General features: G+C 70.5%; 15 protein-coding genes and 1 tRNA gene. 10 read left to right on the top strand and 6 right to left on the bottom strand.

What is annotated here, in order from left to right; translation table 11 throughout:
• Positions 1 to 17 precede the first annotated feature (17 nt).
• Positions 18 to 1,466, bottom strand: a complete 1,449-nt coding sequence (locus AB7E03_RS07170) for an MDR family MFS transporter (RefSeq protein ID WP_489940559.1) — start codon at positions 1,464 to 1,466, stop codon at positions 18 to 20.
• A gap of 74 nt (positions 1,467 to 1,540) precedes the next feature.
• Between AB7E03_RS07170 and AB7E03_RS07165 the strand changes: the two genes are divergently transcribed.
• From AB7E03_RS07165 to AB7E03_RS07145, 5 genes are all read left to right on the top strand, one after another.
• Positions 1,541 to 2,209, top strand: a complete 669-nt coding sequence (locus AB7E03_RS07165) for an ArsR/SmtB family transcription factor (protein ID WP_489940558.1) — start codon at positions 1,541 to 1,543, stop codon at positions 2,207 to 2,209.
• On the top strand, positions 2,206 to 3,507 hold the full coding sequence (locus AB7E03_RS07160) for an MFS transporter (RefSeq protein WP_489940557.1): 1,302 nt from the start codon (positions 2,206 to 2,208) through the stop codon (positions 3,505 to 3,507). Before AB7E03_RS07165 ends, AB7E03_RS07160 begins: the two co-directional genes overlap by 4 nt.
• 55 nt (positions 3,508 to 3,562) lie before the next feature.
• On the top strand, positions 3,563 to 4,093 hold the full coding sequence (locus AB7E03_RS07155; protein WP_489940556.1) for a hypothetical protein: 531 nt from the start codon (positions 3,563 to 3,565) through the stop codon (positions 4,091 to 4,093).
• A 104-nt stretch (positions 4,094 to 4,197) separates the two neighbouring features.
• Complete coding sequence (locus AB7E03_RS07150; RefSeq protein ID WP_489940555.1) at positions 4,198 to 7,953, top strand: AAA family ATPase; 3,756 nt, start codon at positions 4,198 to 4,200, stop codon at positions 7,951 to 7,953.
• Positions 7,954 to 7,988: 35 nt separating this feature from the next.
• Positions 7,989 to 8,168 carry a hypothetical protein gene (locus AB7E03_RS07145; protein WP_489940554.1) on the top strand — a complete coding sequence of 60 codons (180 nt, stop codon included), beginning with the start codon at positions 7,989 to 7,991 and terminating at the stop codon, positions 8,166 to 8,168.
• Between the two features lie 137 nt (positions 8,169 to 8,305).
• On the opposite strand, the gene mscL is transcribed toward AB7E03_RS07145, so the two are convergent.
• The 3 genes from mscL to AB7E03_RS07130 are packed head-to-tail and all read right to left on the bottom strand — an operon-like array spanning position 8,306 to position 9,694.
• Positions 8,306 to 8,743: a large conductance mechanosensitive channel protein MscL gene (gene mscL, locus AB7E03_RS07140; RefSeq protein WP_489940553.1), complete on the bottom strand. Its 438-nt coding sequence runs from the start codon at positions 8,741 to 8,743 to the stop codon at positions 8,306 to 8,308.
• Between the two features lie 13 nt (positions 8,744 to 8,756).
• Positions 8,757 to 9,086 (bottom strand): FmdB family zinc ribbon protein, encoded by a 330-nt coding sequence (locus AB7E03_RS07135; RefSeq protein WP_489940552.1) that lies wholly within the window; start codon positions 9,084 to 9,086, stop codon positions 8,757 to 8,759.
• Positions 9,087 to 9,109: 23 nt separating this feature from the next.
• A complete protein-coding gene (locus tag AB7E03_RS07130) occupies positions 9,110 to 9,694 on the bottom strand; it encodes a 5-formyltetrahydrofolate cyclo-ligase (RefSeq protein ID WP_489940551.1) in 585 nt (194 codons plus the stop codon).
• A 59-nt stretch (positions 9,695 to 9,753) separates the two neighbouring features.
• On the opposite strand from AB7E03_RS07130, the gene galU reads away from it, so the two are divergent.
• From galU to AB7E03_RS07110, 4 genes are all read left to right on the top strand, one after another.
• The gene (galU, locus tag AB7E03_RS07125) at positions 9,754 to 10,731 is read left to right on the top strand and encodes a UTP--glucose-1-phosphate uridylyltransferase GalU (RefSeq protein ID WP_489940550.1); all 978 of its coding nucleotides are present in this window, start codon (positions 9,754 to 9,756) and stop codon (positions 10,729 to 10,731) included.
• Positions 10,732 to 10,752: 21 nt separating this feature from the next.
• On the top strand, positions 10,753 to 11,415 hold the full coding sequence (locus tag AB7E03_RS07120) for a GNAT family N-acetyltransferase (protein WP_441781618.1): 663 nt from the start codon (positions 10,753 to 10,755) through the stop codon (positions 11,413 to 11,415).
• A gap of 124 nt (positions 11,416 to 11,539) precedes the next feature.
• Complete coding sequence (locus AB7E03_RS07115) at positions 11,540 to 12,652, top strand: hypothetical protein (protein WP_489940549.1); 1,113 nt, start codon at positions 11,540 to 11,542, stop codon at positions 12,650 to 12,652.
• 57 nt (positions 12,653 to 12,709) lie between these two features.
• Positions 12,710 to 12,785 (top strand) — tRNA-Ala (locus AB7E03_RS07110).
• A 61-nt stretch (positions 12,786 to 12,846) separates the two neighbouring features.
• Here AB7E03_RS07110 and AB7E03_RS07105 read toward each other — a convergent pair.
• Positions 12,847 to 13,446 carry a LysE/ArgO family amino acid transporter gene (locus AB7E03_RS07105; protein ID WP_489940548.1) on the bottom strand — a complete coding sequence of 200 codons (600 nt, stop codon included), beginning with the start codon at positions 13,444 to 13,446 and terminating at the stop codon, positions 12,847 to 12,849.
• A 69-nt stretch (positions 13,447 to 13,515) separates the two neighbouring features.
• On the opposite strand from AB7E03_RS07105, the gene AB7E03_RS07100 reads away from it, so the two are divergent.
• Positions 13,516 to 14,451: a LysR family transcriptional regulator ArgP gene (locus tag AB7E03_RS07100; protein WP_489940547.1), complete on the top strand. Its 936-nt coding sequence runs from the start codon at positions 13,516 to 13,518 to the stop codon at positions 14,449 to 14,451.
• On the opposite strand, the gene AB7E03_RS07095 is transcribed toward AB7E03_RS07100, so the two are convergent.
• Positions 14,390 to 17,269, bottom strand: coding sequence for an aminotransferase (locus tag AB7E03_RS07095; protein WP_489940546.1), 2,880 nt, complete (start codon positions 17,267 to 17,269; stop codon positions 14,390 to 14,392). The genes AB7E03_RS07100 and AB7E03_RS07095 overlap by 62 nt on opposite strands.
• Positions 17,270 to 17,380: the final 111 nt, after the last annotated feature.

The raw sequence follows: 17,380 nt of genomic DNA, 5'->3' as shown, positions 1-17,380 counted from the left end.
GGAGCGGAAGCTCCCCGCTAGTCGGCCGCAGCCGGGGCGGTGCGGTCGAACTCGACGTCCTCCACGCGGGAGCGCGGCATCGCCAGGCCGGCCACGATGGTCAGCACCGCGACGATCGCCACCGACACGAAAACCGCCGTCGACGCCTGCTGGATGGTCGCAGCCGCATGCGCGCCGCCCGCCGAAGCGCCGATGATCGCGTTGGCGATCGCGCCGAACACGGCGACGCCGACGGCACTGCCGATGGAACGGGCGAACATGTTGCTGCCGGTGACGACTCCGCGCTCGTGCCACGGCACGCTCGACTGCGCCGCGATCAGGGTCGGCGTGGCGATGAGGCCCATCCCGAGTCCGACGACGAAGCAGCTGACCGCGACCAGCAGCACGGACGGTGCGACCGAGGTCGCGGCGAGCGCGGCGGCGCCGACGATTGCTATCCCCATCCCGAGGATCGCGGTGTTGCGGAACCCGATGCGCAGGTAGAAGCGGCCGGAGAGGCTCGCCGCGATGGGCCAGCCCAGGGTCAGCGCGGCGACCGCGAGGCCGGACACGATGGGGGCGACGCCGATCGTGCCCTCCAGGTAGGTCGGCACGAACGAGGTGAGGCCGATCAGGATCGCGCCGACGCCGAGCGAGATCAGGGTCGTGGTGACGAGCAGCCGGCGGGAGAACACCCACAACGGCAGCACGGGCTCGGCGGCCCGGCGCTCCACCAGCACGAAGGCGACCAACAGCAGCGCGCCGAGCGCGAAGGCGCCGATGCTCCACACCGAACTCCACGCCCACGCCTGGCCGCCCTCGAGCACCGCGAGGATGAGGAGGGTCATCCCGCCGGTGAGAAGCGTGGCTCCCGCGTAGTCGATGCGGTGCTTGCGGCGCTCGATGCTCTCGTGGAAGGCGCGGATCAGCATCCACCCGGCCAGGATGCACAGCGGCACGTTGACGAAGAAGATCCAGCGCCAGGACAGGAACTGCGAGAACACGCCGCCGAGCGTCGGTCCGACGACGGAGGAGATCGCCCACACGCTCGCGAGGTAGCCCTGCGTCTTGGCGCGCTCGGCGACGGTGTAGATGTCGCCCGCGATGGTCATCGACATCGGCTGGATGGCGCCGGCGCCGAGGCCCTGCAGGGCGCGGAACGCGATCAGGGCGGGCATGCTCCACGCGAAACCGCACAGGACCGACCCGACGAGGAACAGTGCGATCCCGATCAGCACGATCGGCTTACGGCCGACGGTGTCGGAGAGCTTCGCGTAGACGGGAACCGACACGGCCGTCGCCAGCAGGTAGACCGAGAACAGCCACGGGAACTGGGCGAACCCGCCGAGGTCCTGCACGATCGAGGGCACGGCTGTCGCCAGGATCGTGGAGTCGATGGCCACGAGCCCCGTCGTCAGCATCAGGGCGATCAGGATGGGACCGCGCTCGGAGCGGAATCCGACACTCGCTCGGGTGGGTTCGTTCATATCCATCAACAACGTGTCGAGGGTGCGGGCATTCCCACTTGACGTGAAAGAGGAGTCGCGCGACAATCTGAAACATGTCTTTCATATCGGACGAGGATGCGGCGAGCGGGCGTCAGGAGCGCCGCACGACGGTCACCGACCCGCGCGCCCTCCGCGCGCTCGCGCATCCTCTCCGCATCGCGTTGCTCGACCACCTGATGTCGTTCGGTCCGCGCACCGCGAGCGAATGCGCCGCGGTCGTCGGCTCGACGCCCTCGAACTGCAGCTACCACCTGCGGGCCCTCGCCCGCGTCGGGCTGGTCGAGGCGGCGGAGGCGGAGGACGGCCGCGAGCGCCCGTGGCGGTCCGCCTCCACCGGGCTCAGCTTGGGCCGCACGGAGGACCCCGAGTACAGCTTCGGGACCGACACCGTCGAGCGTGCGCTCGCCGACCGTCAGGTCGACGACGAGGGCGCGTTGGTGCACCGGGCCATCGCCCAACGCGACGAGCAGCCGGTCGAGTGGCGAGACGCGAGCATGCTCAGCGGGTACGCGCTGAAGATCACGCCCGCCGAACTCCGCGAGCTGGGGGAGAAGCTGGATGCGCTCATCCGCCCGTACATCGCTCTGACGCGCGCAGACCCGCCCGAGGGAAGCGACGTCGTCGCGCTGCACCTGAACGCGTTCCGGCATCCCGACGCCATCGCGGCCGCCCAGGCGATCGCGCAGCCCGTCGCGCAGCCGGACGGCGAGGACCGCTCATGACCGCCACCGAATCCCCGAGCCGTTCGCGCTCGCCGCTGTTCCGCCGCGACTTCGCGCTCGTCTGGACCGCCGGCCTCGTCTCGGACACCGGCGACTGGCTGCTCATGATCGCCCTGCCGCTGTTCGCACTGTCGGCGACCGGGTCGGCCCTGAGCGCGTCGACCGTCTTTCTGGTGGAACTCGTTCCGATGCTCCTCGTGGGCAGCTTCCTCGGCGTGCTGGTGGACCGGTGGGATCACCGCCGCACGATCGTGATCGTCGCCCTGCTGCAGGGCGTGCTGCTGCTGCCGCTGCTGGCGGCGAGCGCCGACCGGATGGGCATCGTCTACGCCGTCGCGGCGGTGGAGGCGGTGCTCGGGGCGATCATCAATCCGGCGCGGCAGGCGATGATCCCGCGGCTGGTGGGAGCGGACCAGCTGGCGCGCGGCAATGCGCTCATCGCGGTGAGCGACAACCTCGCGCGGCTGGTCGGTTCGCCGCTCGGCGGCTTGAGCTTCGCTCTCTGGGGGCTGCCGGGCGTGGTCATCGCTGACGCGGCGTCGTACCTGGTGACGGCGGGCCTGGTCGCGTTCGTGCGGCCGCATCCCCTCGCGCTGACCGAGACGGCGGCGGCGAATGGTGGCGCAAGCGGCGATCCGAACGACCCGGCCCGTGCCCTGGAACCCACCGCGAAGGCCGAGCGCCGCATCCTGCGCGAATGGACGGAGGGGCTGGCCCTCATCGCCCGCTCGGCGACCCTGCGCACGATCGCGCTCATCGCCGGTCTCGGCGGGGTGGCGCAAGGACTCTTCCTCGTCCTCTTCCTCGTCTACGTGACGCAGAACCTGGGCGCGGGGGATACGGGAGCGGGCATCATCCGGGGCGTCCAGGCGATCGGCGGCGTGCTCGGCGGCCTCGTTGCGGGACTGCTGGCGCGCCGCTTCGGCCCGCGCTCGATGATCGGCGGCGGGTACCTGCTGTTCGGGATGCTGTCGCTCCTCACCTGGAACCTCGCGCCGTTCACCACGGCGCTGTGGGTCTACGCGGGGCTGTTCATCGCGATGGGCATCCCGGGCGTCACGACGGCGACCGGCGAGATCACCCTGGTGCAGAAGTCCGTGCCGCCGCGCGCGCTCGGACGGGTGATCGCGGCGATCACGACCGTCGACGGCGCCGCGCAGGCGATCGGCCTGCTCATCGGCGGGCTGCTCGCCGACTCGGGCGACATCGTGCCCATCCTCGACGTGCAGGCATCCCTCTATCTCTTGTGCGGCGTGATCGGGATCGTGGCCCTGCGCGACAGGACACGTCTTACCTAGCTGCCCCTCCGGGCGCTAGGGTGCTGCCACCGTGGTCCTCCGGAGGTGGTTGATGATGTCCCGCACCCCGCTGCTCCGAATCCGGCTGTTCCGTCGCACGGCCGCGGCGGCCGCTGTCGCCGCCGCCGCGCTCACCGGACTGACCGCCTGCGACCTCTTCGCCCCGCAGGACACCCTCTACATCGAGGAGGCGAGCGTCGGCGTGAGTGCGATGGTCGGGGAGGTGTTCGTCGGCAACGCGGTGCTGGTGAGCGGTGAGGGCGACTCCGCCAACCTCGTCGTCACGCTCGTCAACGAGAGCTCGGACACGCAGCAGGTCGACATCGCGCCCACCAGCGGGCAGAGCATCAAGATCTCGCTCGACCCGCGTGCAACTCGCCGCATCGGGAGTCCGCCGAGCGAGGAGAGCCTCGTGACCGGGCTGGATGCGGCGCCGGGCTCCCTGACGACCGTGACCGTCACGAGCGGGGGCGAGTCCGTCGGGCTGCAGGTGCCGGTGGTCACCGGTGCGCTGGTGCCGTACGGGACGCTGACCCCGTCACCGGAGACGTCCACGCCGACGCCGTCTCCCACTCCGTCGCGCTGACGCGCGGCGCCCGCATTCGCTTTGCCGACATTCCACGCGTGATATTGCCGCGAAACCCGCCCGGGTTCCCGGTGATTGCGCGGATGTGAACGTAGGGTGTCGGTGTGTGGCGACTGGACAGGAAAACCGAGGATGACGACGCGACGTCGGACATCGCAGAAGACGATGCCCTGAATCCGCGCACATCGACCGCTCCGCACACCCTCAGTCTGGGCGATCCGGGGCTCGTCGCCGGCAACATCGCCGAGCCGGTCTGGAAGCGCTGGCGCGACGAGATCGCGGCCATCGGCGGCGACTCCCCGCTGCTCCACTTCGAGGACAGCCCGCGGACGCGCATCGAGCTGAGCACGACGCATCCCGGCGGTCTGCCGCAGTTCATCACCGGGCAGAGCACGCTGCTGTCCAGCCTGATCCGTGACGAGCTGGCGCTGCGCACGGCACGCGCGGCGGCCAACGCGATCACCACGAAGGGCATCGAGCTGCGCTCGGTGCGCGGCATCGAGTCGGTGCACCTCGCGATCGGCCTCGCCCAGTGGCGGCACGGCACCGAGGAGTACTTCGCGCCGATCCTGCTGCGTCCGCTCGCCATCCGCCGCTACGGCCGCGACTTCGAGCTGAAGCTGAAGGGCCACACCTTCCTCAACCCGGAACTCGCCCGGGCGCTCAACGAGCAGTTCCAGATCACGCTGGATGCGGACGCCTTCGTCGCGCTCGCCGTCAGCAACGGGGTCTTCAAGCCGCAGCCTGTGATCGACCGGCTCCGCGGCCTCACCTCGCACCTGCCGTGGTTCAATGTGCAGCCGCGGCTGGTCGCCTCCTCGTTCGCCGACGTCGCGCCAGCGCTGACCGAAGAGGCCCGCGACCTCGACACGGTGCTCCTGGATGCGCTGGCGGGCAACCCGAGCGCCCGCACGACGGTCGAGAGCGCGTTCAACCCGGTGGAGCCCATCCGGCAGGACGAGCGTCCGCCCGCCACGGACACCCTCCTCCTCGACGCGGACGAGGCGCAGGAGAACGTGGTCGCCCAGGTCGCGGCAGGCAATTCCCTCGTCGTGAAGACCCTGCCCGGAACGGGCGGAACGCAGACGATCGTCAACGCGATCGGTGCCCTGGTCGGCCAGCACAAGCGCGTGCTGGTGGTCAGCCCGCGTCGGTCCAGCCTCGACGACATCGCCCAGCGGCTCAGCCACGTCGGCCTTGCAGGCCTCGCGGTCACCCCGCGGACGCTGCGCCGCGACCTCGTCCAGTCCATCGGCCGCAACGAGAAGGCCACGCAGCCGAAGGTCACCGACGTCGACGAGGCGCTCGTACGCCTGCGCAAGGTGCTGGTCGACTACCGCGCCGCGCTGACCCGTCGCGACCCTGTGCTGCGGGTCTCCGTGCTGGATGCGCTGCGCGAGCTGTCCCGCCTCTCACTGCTCCCGTCTCCTCCCTCGACCACGGCGCGCCTCGGCCGCCGGGCGATCGAGCTGCTCGCGCGCGACCGGGCGGCATCCGCCGACGCGTTGATCCGGGCGGCCCGCCTGGGCGAGTTCAAGTACGGCCCCAACGACTCGCCCTGGTACGGCGCCTCCTTCACGACGACGGAGGAGGGGAAGGCCGCGCACGAGCTCGCCAAGAAGCTCAGCCGCGCCGAGCTCCCCCGCCTCATCGAGCGTGCCCAGGCGTTGATCGGGCAGACCCGGATGCGGCCCTTCGCCTCCATCGCCGAGCTCGGCGTCTACCTGCGGCTGCTCCTCGACATCCGAGAGACGCTCGACAAGTTCACGCCATCGGTCTTCGACCGCTCGCTGACCGAGCTGATCGCGGCCACCGCATCCCGTCGCGAGTCGCCGTCGATGTCGAGCGCCAACCGACGCCGTCTGCGCAAGCACGCGCTGGAATACGTGCGCCCGGGCGTGCACGTGACCGACCTCAACGAAAGCCTGCGGCGCATCCAGCAGCAGCGCATCCTCTGGAACCGTTTCGCCGTCGCCGGCGTGGTGCCCGAGGTGCCGGTCGGCATCGCCGACGTGCAGGTCGCGTACCAGCGGGTCGCCGAAGACCTCGCCCGGCTCGACATCCCGCTGCGCCGCGTGGGCACTCCGCAGTCGCTCGCTGTGCTGCCGGTGGAGGAGCTGGTCCGCCAGGTCGCCGGCCTCGCCGCCGAGTCGGAGGTGCTGGCGAATCTACAGGAGCGCACCGCCCTGCTGACGCAGCTGCGCGACCTGGAGCTCGACCCGCTGATCTCGGACCTCTCGATCCGCCACGTGCCCGAGTCTCAGGTCAGCGCCGAACTGGAGCTCGCCTGGTGGCAGTCGGTGCTGGAGTCGCTGCTCGCCTCCGACCGCGCCCTGCTGAACGCGAACACCGGCGTGCTCGACCGGCTGGAGGCCGACTTCCGGCTGGTCGACGAGGCGCACGCCTCCGCCACAGGTAAGCAGCTCGCGTGGATGCTCGCCGAGACCTGGAAGATCGGGATCGTGGACTGGCCGGACGAGGCCGCCGCGCTGAAGCGTCTGCTGAAGAGCGGTGCCCCCACCGCCAGCACGCTGACCGAGGCTGCGCCGCACCTGGCCCGTCCGCTCGCTCCCGTGTGGCTGATCTCGCCGTACGAGATCCCCACGATCGGTCGCGAGGTCGCCTTCGACGCCGTGCTGCTGGTCGATGCGGGCGCCTCCAGTCTCGCCGAGAACGTCCCCGTCATCCGGCGCGCCAAGCAGGTCGTCGCGTTCGGCGACCCGGTGACGCAGACGCCGTCGCGCTTCGATATCGGCGTGCACGAGTACGGCACGACGGTCGAAAACGTCGACGTGGATGCGCTGCACGCGGACTCCGCGCTCGCCCGCCTCTCCGAGCTGCTCCCCGTATACACGCTCAGCCGCAGCTACCGAGCCGGCGGCGAAGACCTCGCCGAGCTCGTCAACCGCCGTTTCTACGGCGGGATGATCGACTCCCTGCCGTGGGCCGGAACGTACCTCGGTCACGGCAGCCTCGCCCTCCACTACGTGAGCGGCGGCCAGGGGATGCCGGACAGCGACACGGGAGCGGTCGAGTCGACCGACGCCGAGGTGGCGAAGGTGGTCGAGCTGGTGCTGGCGCACGCGACCGAGCGTCCGCGCGAATCCCTCATGGTGATCACCGCGAGCGAGCGCCACGCGGTGCGCGTCAACCAGGCCGTGCTGGCGGCGTTCTCGAAGCGCACGGAGCTCGCCGACTTCATCCTCGGCGACCGGGCCGAGCCGTTCACCGTCGTCACGCTGGAGCAGTCCGTCGGGCAGAGCCGCGACCGCGTCATCTTCTCGATCGGCTACGGCCGCACCCCGCACGGCCGGCTGCTTTCCAACTTCGGCGCCCTCGCCGAGCCGGGCGGCGACCGCCTACTCGCGGTCGGCATGACCCGCGGGCGCCGCGGCATGGACATCGTCTCCTGCTTCGCGCCGGAGGACATCGACGAGACGCGGATGCGCCACGGCATCGCCGCCCTCGCGCAGGTGCTGGGGGAGGCGGACCAGCTGCAGGCGGCCGCGCCCGAATACCTCAGCCAGGATGCGGACCCGATGGTGCTCGACCTCGCCAAGCGCCTCGCGCGCCGCGGCCTCGACGTGCACTTCGGATACCGCGGCAAGCTGACGCTGGTCGCCTCGCACGGCGGTCGCGCGGTCGTCGTCGAGACGGACCAGGACGTGTCGAAGGGCAGCCTCCGCGAGTCGCTGCGGCTCCGCCCGGACGTGCTGCGCCGCCTCGGCTGGCACTACCTCCGCGTGCACAGCTTCGAGCTGTTCGCCGACCCCGACGCCGTCGCCGGCCGCATCGCCAAGCTCATCGGCAAGGGCGAGCCGGATGCGGAGACCGCGCCGATCACGCTGCCGGCGCTCTGACGCATCCTGCTCTGCTGTCGCTCTAGGCTGTACGGATGAGCGAGGAATCCGGGAGGCGACGGCACCGCCGCGTGCGGCGTCCCGGCGCGCCCGGGACGGACCCCGAACCGCGCGTCGAACCTGTGGAGGCTGAACCCGCCGTCGACACCGACGCGACGCCCGCGTGGTCGTCGAACGACGAGCGCCTGCGGCGCGACGTCCCGCCGCACTGGTAACGCGCCCCGTCCCCGTCCCGTCCCGTCCCGTCCCCGTCCCCCGTCGGCGGCGGTGAGGTGCTCGTAGTTGCACGCGACACGCCGCAGCGGGGCGCCACTGCGAGCACCTCACAGGCCGCAGGGTCCTGAAACAGGAGCTACGGAAGCGGGTCGGCGTGCTTGCCGGCGGGCTGCGGCGGCGACTGCTGCGCCTGGAGGAGGTCGCGGATCTCCGACAGGAGGTCGAGCTCGGTGACGGGTGCCTCCGGCTCGACGACGCCCTTCTTGCGCAGGCGCTCGGCGCGCTTCTTGACCTGGTTCAGGGGATACACGAACACGAAGTACACGACGACGGCGACGATCAGGAAGTTAATGATCGCGCCTACCACCGCTCCGAACTTGATGTCGGAGTTATTCAGTGTCACGACCATTGCGTTGTCCAGGTCGCTCGCCTTGAAGAACGCGCTGATCAGGGGATTGATCAGGTTGTTCACGATCGCTGTGACGACACCCGTGAACGCCGCGCCGATGACCACGGCGACGGCCAGGTCGATGACGTTTCCGCGGAGGATGAACTCCTTGAAGCCTTTGAGCACCAGTGATCCCTCTCTACGCTGCCGAACCGGAGGACGGGGTGGATGACGGAGACGACGAAGACGACGACGAAGACGAAGACGACGACGGGGCCGGCGAACTCGGGGCAGACGCGCCCGACGCGGGCTTAGCCGCCGACGAATCCGACGAGCCCCCGCCCTTCGCCCCGCCGCGCGAGTCCGTCCGGTAGAAGCCGGAGCCGTTGAACGTCACGCCGACCGCGCCGAACACCTTGCGCAGCGAGCCGCCGCAGTTCGGGCACACCGTGAGGGCGTCGTCGGTGAAGGCCTGCTGGATGTCGAAGGCGTGGCCGCAGTCGCGGCACGAGTAGGAGTAGGTGGGCATTCTTCTTCCGCTGCGCGTGGGAGTCAGGTGAACTGGACGATCCGGGTCGGGGTGACCGCACCGTCCACCGGCTGGTCGTGACGCTCGCGCGGCACCTCGTCCACGAGTTCGCCGTCGAACAGGACGGCGTACACCGGGGGACATTTTTCCATGCTGCCGAGGGTCTTGTCGAAGTAGCCGCGGCCCCAGCCCATCCGCATCCCGCTCGCATCGACCGCTGCGGCCGGGACGAGGATGAGGTCGACGTCGTTGATCGCGATCGGTCCGAGGAGTTCGCCGATCGCCTCCGGGAGTCCGTACAGCCCCTCGGTCTCGCTCTCGCCGTCGCCGATAGTCCAATCGAGCAGGCCGTCCTCGCGCGAGATCGGAAGCAGCACCCGAATGCCTTGCGTGTACGCCCAGTTCAGGAACGGGCGGGTGTCAGGCTCGATCGGAGTGGACAGGTAGGCGGAGACGGAGCGCGCGGAGAGGTCCGTCGCGAGGTCGACCAGATTGCGGGTGAGGCCGGCGGTCGCGCTCTGGCGCTCGGTGCTGGTGAGGTTCTGCCGTCGCTCGCGGAGCTCGGCGCGCAGGGCGCGCTTGCGATGAGCGGCAGTGTCCGGGTCCATGAGGCAATCCTAGGAGATGCCATCCTGTGCGCCGCCGAAATGCGGATACTGTAGGCGGCATGGCAAATCACGACCGCGTTACGAAAGCAGTGATCCCCGCAGCCGGCCTCGGAACCCGGTTCCTCCCGGCGACGAAGGCGATGCCGAAGGAAATGCTTCCGGTCGTGGACAAGCCCGCCATCCAATACGTGGTCGAGGAGGCCGTGGACGCCGGCCTGCACGACGTCCTGATGATCACCGGCCGCAACAAGAACGCCCTCGAGAACCACTTCGACCGCAACGCCGAGCTCGAGGAGACCCTCACCAAGAAGGGCGACACCGACCGTCTCGAGAAGGTCAACTACTCCACCGCCCTGGCCGACATGCACTACGTGCGCCAGGGCGACCCGAAGGGCCTCGGCCACGCCGTGCTGCGCGCCAAGATGCATGTCGGGCGCGTGCCGTTCGCCGTCCTCCTCGGCGACGACATCATCGACGCGCGGGATGAGCTGCTCAGCCGGATGCTGACCGTGCAGTCCGAGCGCCACGCCAGCGTCGTCGCGCTCCTTGAGGTCGACCCCGACTCCATCCACCTGTACGGCGCAGCTGCCGTCGAGGCCACCGATGAGGACGACGTCGTCCGCATCACAGGGCTCGTCGAGAAGCCGGACAAGGAGCACGCGCCGTCCAACTACGCCGTCATCGGCCGCTACGTGCTGCGCCCGGAGGTCTTCGACGTCCTGGAGCGCACGGAGCCCGGTCGCGGCGGAGAGATCCAGCTGACGGACGCCCTGCAGTCGATGGCGGAGGCGCCCGACTGGACCGGCGGCGTCTACGGCGTCGTCTTCCGCGGTCGCCGCTACGACACCGGCGACCGTCTGGACTACATCAAGGCGATCGTGCGCCTCGCGTCCGACCGTGAAGACCTTGGGCCGGAGCTGCGCCCCTGGCTGCGCGAGTTCGCCGCCGACCTGGGGGATGCGCCCACGGAGTTCGTCGAGCAGATGCCCGCCGACCCGACCGGGCCCATCCAGACGCTCTCCGACCGGTCGCGCTGACGACCGCCGAAGGAGGACTCTGTGGCGCTCGTTGTCCCCACCCTCTCGGAGGGTCGCGTGGGGTTGCGTCCCATCCGCCTGCGTGACGCACGTCCGCTGGAGCGGTCGCTGCTCGACAACCGCAGCTGGCTGCGGCAGTGGGAGGCGACGAGCCCGTACGCACCCGGTTCGTTCGACACCCGCGCGAGCATCCGGTCGCTGCTGTCGAACGCGCGAGCCGGGCACGGCCTCCCCTTCATCGTCGAGTGGGACGGCCGGCTGGCCGGTCAGTTGAACGTCTCGTCCATCGCCTACGGCTCGCTGTCGAGCGCAACGATCGGATACTGGGTCGCGGAGGAGTTCGCCGGCCACAACATCACCCCGACCGCCGTCGCGCTGGCGACGGACTACTGCTTCTACCAGCTCGGCCTGCACCGGATGGAGATCTGCATCCGGCCGGAGAACGGGCCGAGCCTGCGCGTGGTGGAGAAGCTCGGCTTCCGCTACGAGGGGCTGCGCCGGCGCTACATCCACATCAACGGCGACTGGCGCGACCACTTCTGCTTCGGGCTCGTGACGGAAGAGCTGAGCCAGGGCGTCCTGCGTCGCTGGCTCGACGGGAACGTGCCGGCGGATGCGGCGGTCGTCCCTGCGGAGGACCGCGCGGCCGCCGCCGTCCCGCTGCCGATCGCCCGCCACCGCTGAGCTGTCACCCGGCATCGGCAGTCCGCCGATCGGCAGCCCGAGCATCCGCTGGGAGGGCGCTGATCGCGTGACACACCCTCCGGCGTCACGGAGGCAGAGCGCCGCCGCCCCTACCGTAGAGGTCATGAACGGGGATGTGATGGGCGGTGGGGTCGTCGTCGCCATAGCGGCCGCCCTCTGGCTGGCCTATCTTGTCCCGGTGTGGCTGCGCCGCCGCGAGTACCTGGCGACGGAGCGCAACGCCGTGCGGCTCCAGCAGACGCTGCGCATCCTCGCCGAGACCAGCGAGCTGCCCGACGAGGTGCGCATGGAGGCGACCGCCCGCACCGTCGCCGAGCAGCAGCGCATCCTGCGCAGGTCCGAGCAGAAGACCCTCGCCGCCGCGCGCGCAGAGGCCGCCGCTCACGCCCGCCGGGAGCAGGCGATCGCCGAGGAGCGCCGTCGCGCCGCCGAGGAGGCGGAGCGTGCGGCAGCGGAGGCGATCGCCATGGAGCGGGCGGCACGCGCGGCCGCGGCCCAGCGGGCGCGTGTGCTGGCGACCGCGACGGCCAAGCCCGCGCTGTCGCCGCAGCGCCGCAAGCGGCTCCGCCGGGCCCGCGGGCTCTCGACCCTCGTGCTGGTGGCCGGACTGATCGGGCTCGTCTCGGGAACCGTCGTCCTCTTCGAGACCGGCGCCGCACTGCTGGCGATGGTCTCCGCCGGAGCTGTGGCACTGTCCGGGTGGATGCTCGGGCGCCTGGCGCGGTCGCAGCAGCCCGTCGGCGCCGCTCAGCCTCTGGTGCGCACCTCGGTGGTTGCGCCTGAGCTTTACGACCACGCCCAGCACGACGTGCCTGTGCAGGAGCGCCTGCGTCAGAGCTGGACGCCCCGGCCGCTGCCGAAACCGCTGCACCTGTCGCCGGGGACCGTTGCAGCCGCCGCGATGGCGTCGGTGGATGCAGCGGCGGAACTGCGCCGCGCGGCCGCCCGCGCGGACTTCGAGCGCAAGGCCGCAGAGGCGGAAGCGCCCGCGCCTGCGCCGGTGCCGTTGCGTCCGGTGGCGGTCGCGCCGGCTGCACCGGCCGCTGGTGCGGCTGCGCCGGTCGCCGTCGCCGCTACTCCCGTTGCCGTTGCCGTTGTCGCCGCCTCCGCGGCGCCCGTCCCGAGCCGTTACGCGAGCATGGGAATCCTGGACGACGCGGACACCGGGAGCCTGGATCTGGATGCTGTCCTGCGTCGCCGCCGGGCCGCCAGCTGAGCGTCGCTCGATTTCGACTGGACCCGCGTGGGGTGCTAGTCTTTCTAAGCAGTTCCCGGGGCTATGGCGCAGTTGGTAGCGCGCTTCGTTCGCATCGAAGAGGTCAGGAGTTCGAATCTCCTTAGCTCCACCATCACCGGAAAGGCCGCCCGTATCGGGCGGCTTTTTTCGTTTGTTGCCCGTTCGGCGTTTGCTCAGACGACGAGCAGCACAGCTAGCACGAGCATGAGCACCGCGATCCCGCCGTCGAGGATGCGCCAGGCGATCGGCTTGGCGAAGACCGGGGCGGCGAACCGCGCTCCGAATCCGAGGATGCCGAACCAGAGCAGGCTCGCCGTGGCTGCGCCTGCCCCGAAGACCCAGCGGCCCGGGTCCCCATTCGAGGCGGAGAGCGACCCGAGGAGGAGCACCGTGTCGAGGTATACGTGGGGGTTCAGCCAGGTGATCGCCAGGCAGGTGCCGATGGCTGCGGCGAGCGAGCCTGCGACCGCGCCCGACGTGGTCAGGGACTCAGGTCTCAGCGCCCGCCGCGCGGCGAAGACGGCGTAGCCCACCAGGAACGCGAAGCCGGCCCAGCGCACGATCTCGAGGGCCAGCGGCGCGCTCTTCACGAGCACGCCGATTCCCGCGACGCCCGCAGCGATCAGGATGGCGTCGCTGAGCACGCAGATCACCACGACGGGGAGCACGTGCTGGCGCCGTATCCCTTGGCGGAGCACGAACGCGTTCTGCGCGCCGATGGCGATGATGAGGGAGGCGGCTGAGCCGAGGCCGGTGAAGAATGTTGCGAGCACCCTTCGACGGTAGGTCGTGGTCGTGGCTAAGTACAGCTCATGTTTCTTATGGTGCATTAGTGTGGCTTCATGGCTGCCAACGTCGAACAGCTCCGAACTCTCGCGGCCGTCGTCGACGGCGGAACCTTTGAGGCGGCCGCCGCCGTGCTTCACATCACGCCCTCCGCCGTCAGTCAGCGGATCAAAGCGCTGGAGGAGCAGAGCGGGCGCGTGCTCGTCCGTCGGAGCAAGCCGGTGGAGTCCACCGACGCGGGGAGCGTTCTGCTCCGGCTTGCACGGCAGCTCACCCTGCTGGAGTCTGAGGCGGCCGCTGCCCTCGCCGGCGACGACCAGGTGGCCGCGACTCCCATCCCGCTCGTCGTCAACGCGGACTCGTTCGCGACCTGGGTGCTCCCGGCCCTGGCGCGGCTGGACGGCATCGCCTTCGAGGTTATGCTCGACGACCAGGAGCACACGCTCGATCGGCTGCGCGACGGGACGGCGATGGCGGCGATCGGATCGGATGCCGAACCCGTGCAGGGGTGCACCTCCCGGCCGCTCGGGTCCATGACCTACCGCGCCGTCGCCAGTCCCGCGTTCGTCCGCCGCTGGTGCCCGGACGGGTGGACGCCGCAGGCGGCGGCGTCAGCGCCCGTGCTGGTATTCGACCGCAAGGACGCCCTTCAGGATCGCTACCTCGACGCCTTCGCCGCGGGTGCGCGGCCGCCCCGGCACCTCATCCCCGCATCCACTCAGTTCGTCGACGCTGCGGTGCTCGGCATCGGATGGGGATTGCTGCCCGACCTGCAGGCCGACGCGTTGGTCGCGCAGGGCGCGCTGGTCGTGCTAGACCCTGAGCGCGTCGCGGAAGTGCCGCTGTACTGGCACCAGTGGTCGCTGCGATCGGGCGCGTTGGATGCGGTCGCCGGCGCCATCGCGCAGGAGGCGGCGCGGGTGCTGCGTCCTACAGCGTCGCCAGCACCAGGTCGAGCGCGTCCACGAAGCGGTCGGCGCTCTCCCGCGTGATGCACAGCGGCGGTTTGATCTTCAGGACGTTCTTGTAGTCGCCCGTCGGCTGGACGATGCAGCCCTCGGCGAGCATCCGCTCACACACCACTGCGGCCTCGGCTGTCGCGGGGGCGAGGGCGTCCCGGTCGAGTACCAGCTCCATCCCGAGGTACAGCCCCATTCCGTGCACGGCGCCGACGAGGGGATGCCGCTCGGCGAGGGCGCGCAGGCGCGCGGCGAGGTGGTCGCCCACGATGGCCGCGTTCTGCTGCAGGCCTTCGTCGCGCATCACATCCAACACGGTGAGCCCGACCGCTGCGGAGACCGGACTTCCGCCGGCCGAGGAGAAGAAGCTGCCCTCGGCGGCGAACGACTCCGCGATCTCGCGACGCGTAATGACGGCGCCGAGCGGTTGGCCGTTGCCTATGGCCTTCGCGACGGTGATGACGTCCGGTACGACGCCCTGCTGTTCCGAGCCCCAGAAGTAGTGCCCCAGCCGGCCGTAGCCGACCTGCACTTCGTCGGCGATGCAGACGCCGCCGCGCGCCCGGATGCGCTCGTAGACCCCGGTCAGGTAGCCGTCCGGCAGCATCAGTCCGCCCGCGTTGCCGAACACCGGCTCCGCGATGTAGCCGGCGACCTCCGTGCCTGCCGCTTCGAGGTGTGCGAGATCGGCATCCAGATCGGTGAGGTACGCCGCGGCGGAATCCGGGCCGCGATGGATGCCGCGCAACGAGTTCGGGGCCGCGACCAGCTTCACCCAGTCGGGCCGCGTCTCGAGGGCTCGCGGGTTGTCACCGAGGGAAGAGGAGACCGCATCGGAGGCCATCGTCCAGCCGTGGTACGCCTCGGTGACCGCGAGGATGGTGCGGCGACCGGTGTGGATCTGCGCCAGCCGGAGCGCCAGGTCGACCGCCTCGCTGCCGCTGTTGACGAGGAACACGGTGTCGAGCCCCTCCGGAGCGATCTCCGCCAGGCGCTCGGTGAAGCGCGACAGCTCGTCGTAGTGGAAGCGCGAGTTCGTGTTGAGCCGCGCCCACTGATCGCGCACCGCTTCCACCAGTCGTGGGTGCCCGTGGCCGATCTGTGTGACGTTGTTGACCATGTCGATGTAGCTCTGCGCGCGCGTGTCGACGAGGTGATGGCGCCAGCCGCGCTCGATGAGCGGTGGATGCGCGAAATAGTGCTCCTGCACGGCCGCGAAGGTCGCATCCCGCCGGGCCAGAGCTTCCCCCTCATCCGGCGCGGTGACGGCGAGGTCGATCCCGAACAGCGCGGATGGGTCGGGGGAGACGGCGGCCCAGCGGTCGAAGGGCAGGGTCGGCGTGACGAGCGCGGGAGGTCGCTGACCGCTCAGCGTGCTCAGTTGCACGGTGAGGCGTACGGCCGTTCCGATCGGCTCACCGGCGGTGACGGTGGCCGTCGTGAGCGGCCGTGTCAGACCATCGAGCCACAGGTCGACGCCCTCGCCCCGGAGGAGCCAGGAGCAGGCGGCGCGCGCGAGCTCACCGTCGAACGGAGCGGTGACGTCCACGCCCGTCGGAGCCTCGACGGTCACGGCGAGGGCGACCGTCGCCGAGGGAAGGGAGCGGTCGGGCAGTGCCCGCGTCAGGCGGGCTTCTCCGTAGCGGGTCACGGCGTGGCCGTGCTCACGGCAGATGCGGGCGAGGGTCGCGTGCTCCGCATCGGACCGGAGCCAGACTCCGGCGTCGAGGTCACGGGAGAGGACGGACAGGTCGGCGAGGTTCGCCGGAGTGCTGTCGAGGGGGACGAGGCGCTCCAGCGGCGGCAGCGTGGTCGATGGGGTCCGCTGTGCGGCGAGCCGGGCGCGGACGAGTGTCTCCACTTCATCCGCATCCAGCCGGCGGGCTACGTCGAACGCGACCCACTCGTGCGCACGGTTCTCGGCGGCGTAGGCGTTGTCGGCTTCGAGCGCGACCTGCTGCTCACCACTGACGACCAGCACGGCGCCGCGCAGGACCACCAGCGGCCAGAGAGCGGCGAGGTCGGCATCGTCGAGCGGGGCCTCGGCGTGGAAGGCGTCCACCACCTCCAGCACGGCGAGCGGATCGTCCGGAACGTGGTGCAGCGCGCTCGTGACCGTCGCGGCCAGTTCGGCGACGAGCCAGCCGTCGGCGACGTCGCCGAAGTCGATGACGCCGGGGCCGCCGTCACCGAGCACGATGTTGTCATCGGTGACGTCGCCGTGGACCGCCTGGATGCGCAGCCGCTCACGCAGCGGCCGCAGGCGAGCGAGCGCCGCATCCGTCGCCTCCCGGACGACGGTACGTTTGGCGGGCTGGGAGACGTGCTCGAGCAGCAGGTCGACCACCTCGCCGCTGATCCGAGCATCCCACTGCGTCGTGCGGTCGAGCCCCGGGTGCCGCAGTCCGGCGAGCCCGGCGGCCACTCGTCCGGCGAGGGTGCCGAGAGTGCGCAGCTGCTCCCGCGACGGCCGGTCCACGTCGGTGAGCGGGTCGCCATCGAGGTAGCGGAGGACGCGCACCTGAAGCGTGACGCCGCGCACGTCGACCGCGACGAGCTCCTCGCCGGTACGTGAACGGATGACGTCGGGGATGCGGATGCCGGAGCCGGTGAGGGCGGTGAGCGCCGCGTTCTGGGCCAGGAGCTCATCGGCTGCGAAGACCGGATTCGCCAGTTTGAGCACGTAGCGGTCGGTGCCCGTGTCGATGCGGAAGTTGCGGTCCTGGTTGCTTCCCAGCTCAGTGACGATGCCCTCGAGACCAAAGTATGAGGCGGCAATCGTCGCTGCGTCCTCCAGCGTCACCTCCGGCCGGGGCAGCGCGGGCTGGCTGAGGAAGTCGAAATTCGGCAACGGGGCTCCCGGGCTCGGCGGCGGACAGCGGTCAGTCTAATGAGCGGCCACGGACGCCGTGTCGAGGCGCCGTCGCATCTGTGGACAACCTGCCGATTGTGCATAACCCTC

The sequence above is a fragment of the Leifsonia sp. RCC_180 genome (assembly GCF_058138205.1).
This window is presented reverse-complemented; position numbering and strand designations above follow the sequence as displayed.